Source organism: Dankookia rubra (assembly GCF_004355005.1).
In the GTDB taxonomy this organism is placed as follows: domain Bacteria; phylum Pseudomonadota; class Alphaproteobacteria; order Acetobacterales; family Acetobacteraceae; genus Paracraurococcus; species Paracraurococcus ruber_A.
The window spans coordinates 1-7,731 of sequence record NZ_SMSJ01000158.1 but is presented as its reverse complement, the minus strand read 5'-3'; the positions used below and the strand labels follow the sequence as shown (position 1 = coordinate 7,731).

The 7,731-nt window shown below is 74.8% G+C and carries 8 protein-coding genes; 6 read left to right on the top strand and 2 right to left on the bottom strand.

Annotated elements, in window-relative coordinates:
* Positions 1 to 29: 29 nt before the first annotated feature.
* Complete coding sequence (locus E2C06_RS34515; RefSeq protein ID WP_165982871.1) at positions 30 to 971, bottom strand: glycosyltransferase; 942 nt, start codon at positions 969 to 971, stop codon at positions 30 to 32.
* Positions 972 to 1,106: 135 nt separating this feature from the next.
* On the opposite strand from E2C06_RS34515, the gene E2C06_RS38190 reads away from it, so the two are divergent.
* The 6 genes from E2C06_RS38190 to E2C06_RS34485 all read left to right on the top strand — a co-directional run bounded on the left by E2C06_RS38190 (position 1,107) and on the right by E2C06_RS34485 (position 6,763).
* Positions 1,107 to 1,466 (top strand): STAS domain-containing protein, encoded by a 360-nt coding sequence (locus E2C06_RS38190; RefSeq protein ID WP_165982870.1) that lies wholly within the window; start codon positions 1,107 to 1,109, stop codon positions 1,464 to 1,466.
* 9 nt (positions 1,467 to 1,475) lie between these two features.
* A complete protein-coding gene (locus tag E2C06_RS34505; RefSeq protein ID WP_133293079.1) occupies positions 1,476 to 1,949 on the top strand; it encodes a hypothetical protein in 474 nt (157 codons plus the stop codon).
* The gene (locus tag E2C06_RS34500) at positions 1,946 to 4,087 is read left to right on the top strand and encodes a polysaccharide biosynthesis/export family protein (RefSeq protein ID WP_133293078.1); all 2,142 of its coding nucleotides are present in this window, start codon (positions 1,946 to 1,948) and stop codon (positions 4,085 to 4,087) included. The genes E2C06_RS34505 and E2C06_RS34500 overlap by 4 nt, the downstream gene beginning before the upstream one ends.
* 2 nt (positions 4,088 to 4,089) lie before the next feature.
* Positions 4,090 to 4,776 carry a tyrosine-protein kinase family protein gene (locus E2C06_RS34495; RefSeq protein ID WP_133293077.1) on the top strand — a complete coding sequence of 229 codons (687 nt, stop codon included), beginning with the start codon at positions 4,090 to 4,092 and terminating at the stop codon, positions 4,774 to 4,776.
* A 111-nt stretch (positions 4,777 to 4,887) separates the two neighbouring features.
* Positions 4,888 to 5,613: an LbetaH domain-containing protein gene (locus tag E2C06_RS40535; RefSeq protein ID WP_133293076.1), complete on the top strand. Its 726-nt coding sequence runs from the start codon at positions 4,888 to 4,890 to the stop codon at positions 5,611 to 5,613.
* Positions 5,606 to 6,763 (top strand): glycosyltransferase, encoded by a 1,158-nt coding sequence (locus E2C06_RS34485; protein ID WP_133293075.1) that lies wholly within the window; start codon positions 5,606 to 5,608, stop codon positions 6,761 to 6,763. Before E2C06_RS40535 ends, E2C06_RS34485 begins: the two co-directional genes overlap by 8 nt.
* Positions 6,764 to 6,806: 43 nt before the next feature.
* Here E2C06_RS34485 and E2C06_RS34480 read toward each other — a convergent pair.
* On the bottom strand, positions 6,807 to 7,731 hold a 925-nt coding region (locus tag E2C06_RS34480; RefSeq protein ID WP_133293074.1), incomplete at its 5' end, for an amino acid ABC transporter ATP-binding/permease protein.

Genomic DNA, 7,731 nt, shown 5'->3' with positions numbered 1-7,731 from the left:
CATCCGCATGGCGCTCGAGATCGGCGCGGCTACCGGGGGCGATTTCGGCAGCTACCGACGGCCTCGCGCGCCGCGGCGTCCAGCGCCGCCCAGGCGGCCACGCGCGCGGCCAGCGCCGGCAGGTCGCCCGGCGGCGCCAGCCAGCCATCGACCCCGTCGCTCACCAGCTCCGGCAGCCCACCGAGCGCGAAGGCGGCGACCGGCACGCCCGCAGCCATGGCTTCCAGCGCCGCCAGCGGCAGGCCCTCCGCGCGGCTGGTGATGGCCAGCAGGCCAACCTCGGCCCAATGCGGGGCCATGCCCGGGACGGCGCCGCGGAATGCCACCCGGCCCGCGGCGGCGGCCTCGGCCGCGGCGCGTTCCGGCCCGTCGCCGAAGGCGAGGAAGCGTGGGCCTGCGACAAGCTTCGCCAGCGCGGCGAAGCTGTCCGGCCCCTTCTCCGGCACCATGCGGCCGACGAAGGCGACCGTTAGCGGCCGGGCGCCCGGCGCGGCGTCGGGCAGGGCGACGAAATTCGGCACCACCTCGGCCGGCCAGGGCAGCCGCCCGGCGATCTGCCGGCTGACCGCGACCCGCCCCGCCAGCCCGGCGGTCCAGCGGTCGGCCAGGTCGTAGAGCCCGACCGCCCCGGCCGGCCGCTCCCCGGCATGGAAGCTGCTGACCACGGGGATGCCGGCCAGCCGCGCGGCGATGCGGCCGAGCAGGTTGGCCTTGTAGCCATGGGTGTGCAGCAGCGCCGGCCTGGCCGCGCGCAGCCGGCCGGCCAGGGCGCGTAGGCCGCCCGGCAGGGCCTCCCAGGCGAGGCCCGCCGCATCCAGGCGGTCGCGCAGCGGGTGGGCGCCGAAATCGGTCAGAAAGGCCACCCGCGGCCGTTGCCCGGCGGCGGCCAGGCCGGCGGCCAGCTCGGCCACATGGCTCTCGATGCCGCCCAGGCCGGAACTGTCCAGCAGCAGCCAGATCTCGCGGGTCATCGCGTCTCGCATTTTGCAACGCAGCCTGCGGCCTGCCGGCCACAGCGGGCGCCAGACTCGCAGGCTGCGGCCGAAGAGGGCGGCATGGGGGTTGCGATTAACCTCTTCGAAACCGCTTTCACAAGGACTCCCCCCATGAACGCCTTCCTCTCCGACGACCGCACCGGCCTCCGCCTGCAGGTCACCGGCACGCTCGACGGCGACGGCGCCATGGCGCTGCGCCCGGTGCTGGAGCAGGTGGTCACGGGCACGACCGGCGACGTGGTGCTCGACATGGCCGCGGTCGGCTTCATGGATGGCTGCGGCCTCGGCGCCGTCGCCTTCCTGTTCAGGCGCCTCGCGGCGCAGGGGCGCGCGCTGAGGGTGACGGGCGCCACGGCGCAGCCGCTGGCGATGTTCCGCAAACTCGGCCTCGCCCAGGTGCTCGGCCTGCCGGCCCCGGCCCGCCGCGGCTTCGGCTTCGCCGCGGCGCTCGGCTTCGCCCGCGCGGCCTGAGGCCTCCGCTTGGCCGCCCCGCCCGCCGATCCCTCCTGGCCGCTGCGGGGCGATCCGCCTCCGTTGCTTCGCAACTTCGGGTTTATCCTCTACGCACAGCTCATGCGGCCGGCCTCCCTCCTCATCCTCCTGCTGTTCCTGCTGCTCACCGGGTGCAGCTTCCCCCGCAACGGCGGGGGCGGCATGGCCGAGGTCCGCGCCCCGAAGCCCGAGAACAGGGAGGGCGTCGCCGCCCTGCACCTCCGCCTCGCCTGCCAGGTCGACCGGACCGATGCGCTGCGCGAGGCATTGCAGGCCAAGGGCGCGCTGACCGGCCGGATCATCCCGGCCAGCGACCTCGCCACCCGCGCCCAGCGCGAATTCTATGGCGGCCTGCACGGGGATTCGGCGAGAACCCTGGACCGGCTGGAGGCCGAGCTCCTCGCGCTCGGGCCGCTGCTGCCCCCCGGTGTCCCGCTGCCGCTCGAGTGTCCTCCCGCATGATCCGCCGTATCGCCCGCCTCCTGCTGGTCCTGCTGCTATTGCTGGCGGGGATGCTGCCGGTCTCGGCGCAAACCGCCGGCGCATCCGATGCGCCCTCGGGCCAGGCGGTCCGGCTCGCGGTCGGCGACGTGCTGCAGGTGGTGCTGCCGGGCGAGGACAGCTTCGCCAATACCGTTCAGATCGACCGCGAGGGCCGCATCGAGCTGCCCGAGGTCGGCCCCGTCGCGGTCGCCGGCCTGACCCTGCGGGAGGCGCGGGAGCAGGTGCGGGGGATCCTGGCGCAGCGCTTCCGCGACCTGTCGCGCTTCAACCTGCTGCTGCGCGAGCGCAAGCTGCTGCTCACCGTCGGCGGCTATGTCCGCACGCCGGGGCCGGTCGAGCTGCCGCGCGGCGCCAACGTGCAGCAGGCGATCACCGCGGCCGGCGGGCTGCAGCCCGGCGCGCAGCTCGACCGCATGCAGGTCCGCCGCGACGGCCGCCCCATCACCTTCGACTACAAGCGCTATCTCGACACCGGCGACAGCAGCCTGCTGCCGGCGCTGCGCACCCTCGACGAGATCTTCGTCCCCGTTTCCCCGCTGACCGGCAATGTCGAGGTGCCCTTCGATTCCGGCGCGCTGACCCGGCAGGGCGATGCCGGCCAGGACACCCCCTCCATCCGCGTCTTCGGCGAGGTGAACGCGGCCGGCACCTTCGCGTGGAAGGAGGGGATGACGGTGATGGACGCGCTGATGCGGGCCGGCGGCGTCAGCCGCTTCGCCGGCACCGAGCAGGTCCGCATCATCGCCGGGAACGAGCCGAAGCTGTTCAACCTAAAGACCTTCCTCGACACCGGCGACGCCCGGCTGAACCCGCGCATCGCCGGCGGCACCACCATCTTCGTGCCCGTGCTGACCGAGGAGGTGAAGGTCGGCCCGCGCGTCGTCTACATGATGGGCGAGGTGCAGCGCGCCGGCGCCTACGAGGTCCGTGCCGGGACCGGCTTCTTCGACATCCTGGCCAATGCCGGCGGCCCGACCCGCTTCGCCGAGACGCGGCAGGTCCGCATCATCCGCGCCGACGGCAAGACGATCGACTTCTTCGACCTCGGCGGCTTCATCGAGCGCGGCGGCGGAAGGCCGCCCGAGATCCGCCCGGGCGACGCGGTCTTCATCCCGGAGAAGACCCAGGGCGAGCAGACCGCGGCCTGGCTGCGGGTGCCGACGACGCGCGCCGTCCGCGTCATGGGCGCGGTGCGCCAGCCCGGCCGGTTCGAATGGTCGGACGAGATGTCGCTGCTCGACCTGCTGGCCCAGGCCGGCGGGCCGAACGAGCGGGCGGATACCTCCGCCGTGCAGATCCTGCCCGGCGACCGCGCCGCGCCGGTGCGGTTCGACCTGCAGAAATTCCTGGAACAAGGCGGCCGCTTCGCCGCGCTGCCGGTGATCCGCGGCGGCTACACGATCACCGTGCCGGAGCAGCTTTCCGCGCCGAACGACACGCGCGGCACCTGGCTGCGGCAGGAGGCCGACCGCAGCATCTACGTCATGGGCTCGGTCGGCGCGCCCGGCCGCTACGCCTTCGACGCCAAGCTCTCCTTCCTCGACATCCTGTCGGCGGCGAACGGCCCGACCACCGCGGCCGACCTGCAGAACATCCGCATCACCCACCGGGGGGAGGGACGGGACCGGGTTTCTCGCGTCAACCTGGCCAACTACTTCGAGACCGGCGACGACCTGCTGATGCCGCGGATCCGGCCGGGCGACGTGATCTACGTGCCCGACCGGAACCGCAACTGGCTGGAAACGCCGGCGAGCAACGTGGTCCGCGTGCTCGGCGCCGTCGGCAAGCCCGGCCGCTACCCGATCACCGAGGGGATGACGATCCTCGACCTGCTGGCCGAGGCCGGCGGCACCGGTGGCACGGCGCTTGATACGCGGATCGTCGTGGTCAACCTTTCCTGCTGCGCCAACGAGGCGCGAACCTTCGATCTGCAGAAATTCGCCCGCACCGGCGATTTCTCGATGCTGCCCGTGGTCCGCCCGGGCGACACCGTCTACGTGCCGAGCACGGCGCAGAGCGAATGGCGCATCTTCTTCGAGGGGTTCCGCGACGTCGTCAGCATTCTCTCCGTCATCGCCCTGCTGAAGGTGCTCTGACCATGCCGAAGGACTTGGCCCCCGAAGCGCTCTCCGAGGAGATCGAGACGGTCTGGCGCGGCCTGGTCGCCAGCGGCCTGCACTGCGTCGCGGTGACCGCGGCGAACAACGGGGAGGGCACCTCGACCATCGCCGCCGCCCTGGCCCGCCGCGCCGAGCATGCCGGCAAGACGGTGCTGCTGGCCGAGATCTTCGCGGACAAGCCGACCCTCGCCGCCCGCTGCGGGATGCACCTGCCGCCCGGCGAGCCGGTGCGGATCGGCGCCGAGGGCCTGAGCGTCATGGCCTTGCCGGCGAATGCCCCGGCCAATTGGCAGCAGCGCGATTTCTTCGCCTGGCGGATGGCCGCCTGGCAGCGCGACTACGACCTGGTGGTGCTCGACCTCGCGCCGGTGCTCGCCTCCCCGGGCGAGGGCATGGGCAGCCTCTCCGTCGCCGCCGCCGCCGCCTGCACCCTGCTGGTGGTGCTGGCCGGCAAGACCAAGGCCGAGGCGGTGCGGAAGGCGCAGGACCGGCTTGGCCGCGCCGGCGCCAACCTGCTGGGCATCGTGCTGAACGACAAGGAGAACCCCTCCCTGAAGGAGGAGCTGGAGCGGGAGGTGAGCCGCATCGCCGGCTTCCTGCCCGGCCTCGCCCGCCGGCTGCGGTCGCGGGTGCGGCGGCTGCCGGTGCTCGGCGTCCAGATCTAGGGCGGATCGCGGGCGCCGGTCCGCTCGGGCCGCCCGTTCCAGGATCGCGTCGCATCCTGCGACGCATCGCGCCAGTCACGCCTTGCCAGACCCACGCCACGGAGCCATCGGATGAGCAGCCTCGCCGCCCTGAAGCGGAGCATCAAGGCAGGCGAGACCCCGGCGGCGCGGGCAACCTGGGCCGCCATCCGGGCGCTGCGCGGAGCGCGGGTGCCGCTGGTCCGGCCGCTGCACCGCGCGCTGTACGCGGCGCACCGGACGCTCGGCGGCCTCGTGTCGCAGGTCATGCGCGCGGCCTGGTGGACGCCGATGTTCCTCTCGCGCGTCGAGACTCCCGCGCCCGGGCTGCGGCTGGAAGGCGGCATGCCGCTGGTGCTCGGCCCGCTGCGGCTGCGGCTGGGCCGCGACGTGCGGCTGTCCGGCGCCTCCACCCTCTCGGGCCGGCCGGGGACGCTGCCGGCGCCGCTGCTCGAGGTCGGGGACAACATCGACATCGGCTGGCAGACCACCATCGCCGTCGGCACCGTGGTGCGGTTCGGCGACAATGTCCGCTTGGCCGGGCGCAATTTCCTGGCCGGCTATCCCGGCCATCCGCTCGACCCCGTCGCGCGCGCTGCCGGCGCGCCCTGCACCCCGGCGCAGATCGGCGACATCGTGCTGGGCGACGATGTCTGGCTCGGCACCGGGGTGACGGTGCTGGGCGGCGTAACCATCGGCCGCGGCACGGTGGTCGGCGCCAACAGCGTGGTCACCAGGGACCTGCCGCCGATGGTGCTGGCGGCCGGCAACCCCTGCCGGGTCATCCGTGCCCTGGACGGGACCATCCCGCATGGCTGACGGCGGCGCGACGGGGCAGGGGCTCCGCGACCTCATCGTCTTCGGCGAGGATTGGGGGGCGCATCCCTCCTCGACCCAGCACCTGATCCGGCACCTGGCGCCCGGGCGCCGGGTGGTCTGGGTGAACTCGATCGGCCTGCGCCGGCCGCAGCTCTCGGCGGCCGATCTCGGCCGCGCCCTGGCCAAGCTGCGCCGCGCCGTCATGGGCGGCGGCGCCGCGGCGGCGGCGCGGGAGCCGGCGCCCTTCCCGCTGGTGAATGCCCTGGCGATCCCGATGGCGGAGGGCGCGCTCGGCCGCGCCGCCAACCGGCTGCTGATCGGCCGCGCGGTGCGCGGCGCGGCGGCGGCGGCCGGGCTGCGCCGGCCGGTGGTCTGGGCTTCCCTGCCATCGGCCGTGCCGGCGCTCGGCGCGCTCGGCGAGAGCGCCGTGGTCTACTACTGCTGCGACGACTTCGGCGCGCTGGCCGGGGTGGACCATGCGCCGGCGCTGCGGATGGAGGCCGAGCTCGCGCGGCGCGCCGACCTCATCCTGGCATCCAGCCCGCTGCTGGCCGGGCGGTTCGCGCCGGCGAAGACCCACCTGCTGCCGCACGGCGTTGACTTCGCCCGCTTCGCCACGCCGGCGCCGCGCGCGGCCGACATGCCGGAGGGCGGGCCAGTGGCGGGTTTCTACGGCACGCTGGCGCCCTGGCTCGACCTCGGGTTGGTCGCCGCGGTGGCGCGCCTGCTGCCGCACTGGCGCTTCCTGCTGATCGGCCATCCCGCGACCGACCTTTCGCCGCTGCAGGGCCTGGCCAATATCCTGCTGCCGGGCTCGCGGCCGCATGCGGCGCTGCCCGCCTATGCCCAGCACTGGACGGCGGGGATCATCCCCTTCGTCGACAATGCCCAGATCCGCGCCAGCAATCCGCTGAAGCTGCGGGAATACCTGGCCGCCGGCCGCCCCGTGGTGAGCACGACCTTCCCGGCGCTGCGGCCCTACCGGGCGCTGGTCGCCGAGGTGGAGGGGCCGGCGGCCTTCGCCGCGGCGCTGCAGGCGACGTTCGGGGATCCGCCGGGCGCGGCGGCAGCGCGGCGCGCGGCGGTGGCGGAGGAAAGCTGGGCGGCGCGGGCGGCGGATGCGGCGGCGCTGATCGACCGGCTGCCCTGACGGCAAGGCCGGGGAGGGAAGCGTGTTCCCTCCCTGAACCCCGTCACCCCGCCGCCGGCAGGGCCCTGCCGCCGGCCAGCCGCAGCACCCGCGTCGGCCGCTCCACGCCGACCAGCCGATGGGTGATCAGGATCACCGTACGGCCGGCGGTCACGCCCTCCAGCGTCTCGAGGAAGGCCCGCTCGGTCTCGGCGTCGAGGCCCGCCGTCGGCTCGTCCAGCACCAGCACCGGGGCGGCCGAGAGCAGCACGCGGGCCAGCGCCAGCCGCCGCGCCTGGCCGCCGGAGAACCGCGCCCCGCCCTCGCCGCAGCGGGTCGCCAGGGCCTCCGGCAGGGCCCGCACCAGCTCGCCGATGCCGGCCTTATCGAGCGCCCGCCACAGCGCGGCGTCGGGCGCGGCGGGCGCGGCGATGCGCAGGTTGGCGGCGATGCTGTCGTCGAACAGGCGCGCATCCTGGGTCAGGCAGGCGATCCGCCGCCGCACAAACTCCGCCGGCAGCTCGGCGATGTCGGTGCCGCCGAAGCTGATCCGCCCGGCCTGCGGCGCCGCCAGCTTCAGCAGCAGCGCCACGAGGCTCGACTTGCCGATGCCCGAGGGCCCGAGCAGCGCCAGCCGCGTACCCTCCGGGATGTCGAGCTCGAGCCCTTCGAAGACCGGGGCGCGGTCGGGCGTCCAGGCGAAGCGCAGCCCCTCCACCTGGATCGCATGGCCGGCCGGCTCGGCCGCGGGCGTGCTGGGCTCGGCGACCGGCGGCGGCGCGTCGGCCAGCTCGAACAGCCGCCGGGCACCCGCGGCGGCCTGCGCCAGCGACACCCCGGCGCGCGGCAGCAGGCCGAGCGATTCCGCCGAGGCCACCGCAAGGAACAGGCCGAGCACCGCCAGCGCCGCGCCCTCGGCGCCGGCGGCCAGCCCCCAGGCCAGCGCGCCGAGCAGCGCCGCCTGCACCAGCAGCGCGCCCGCCGCCCCG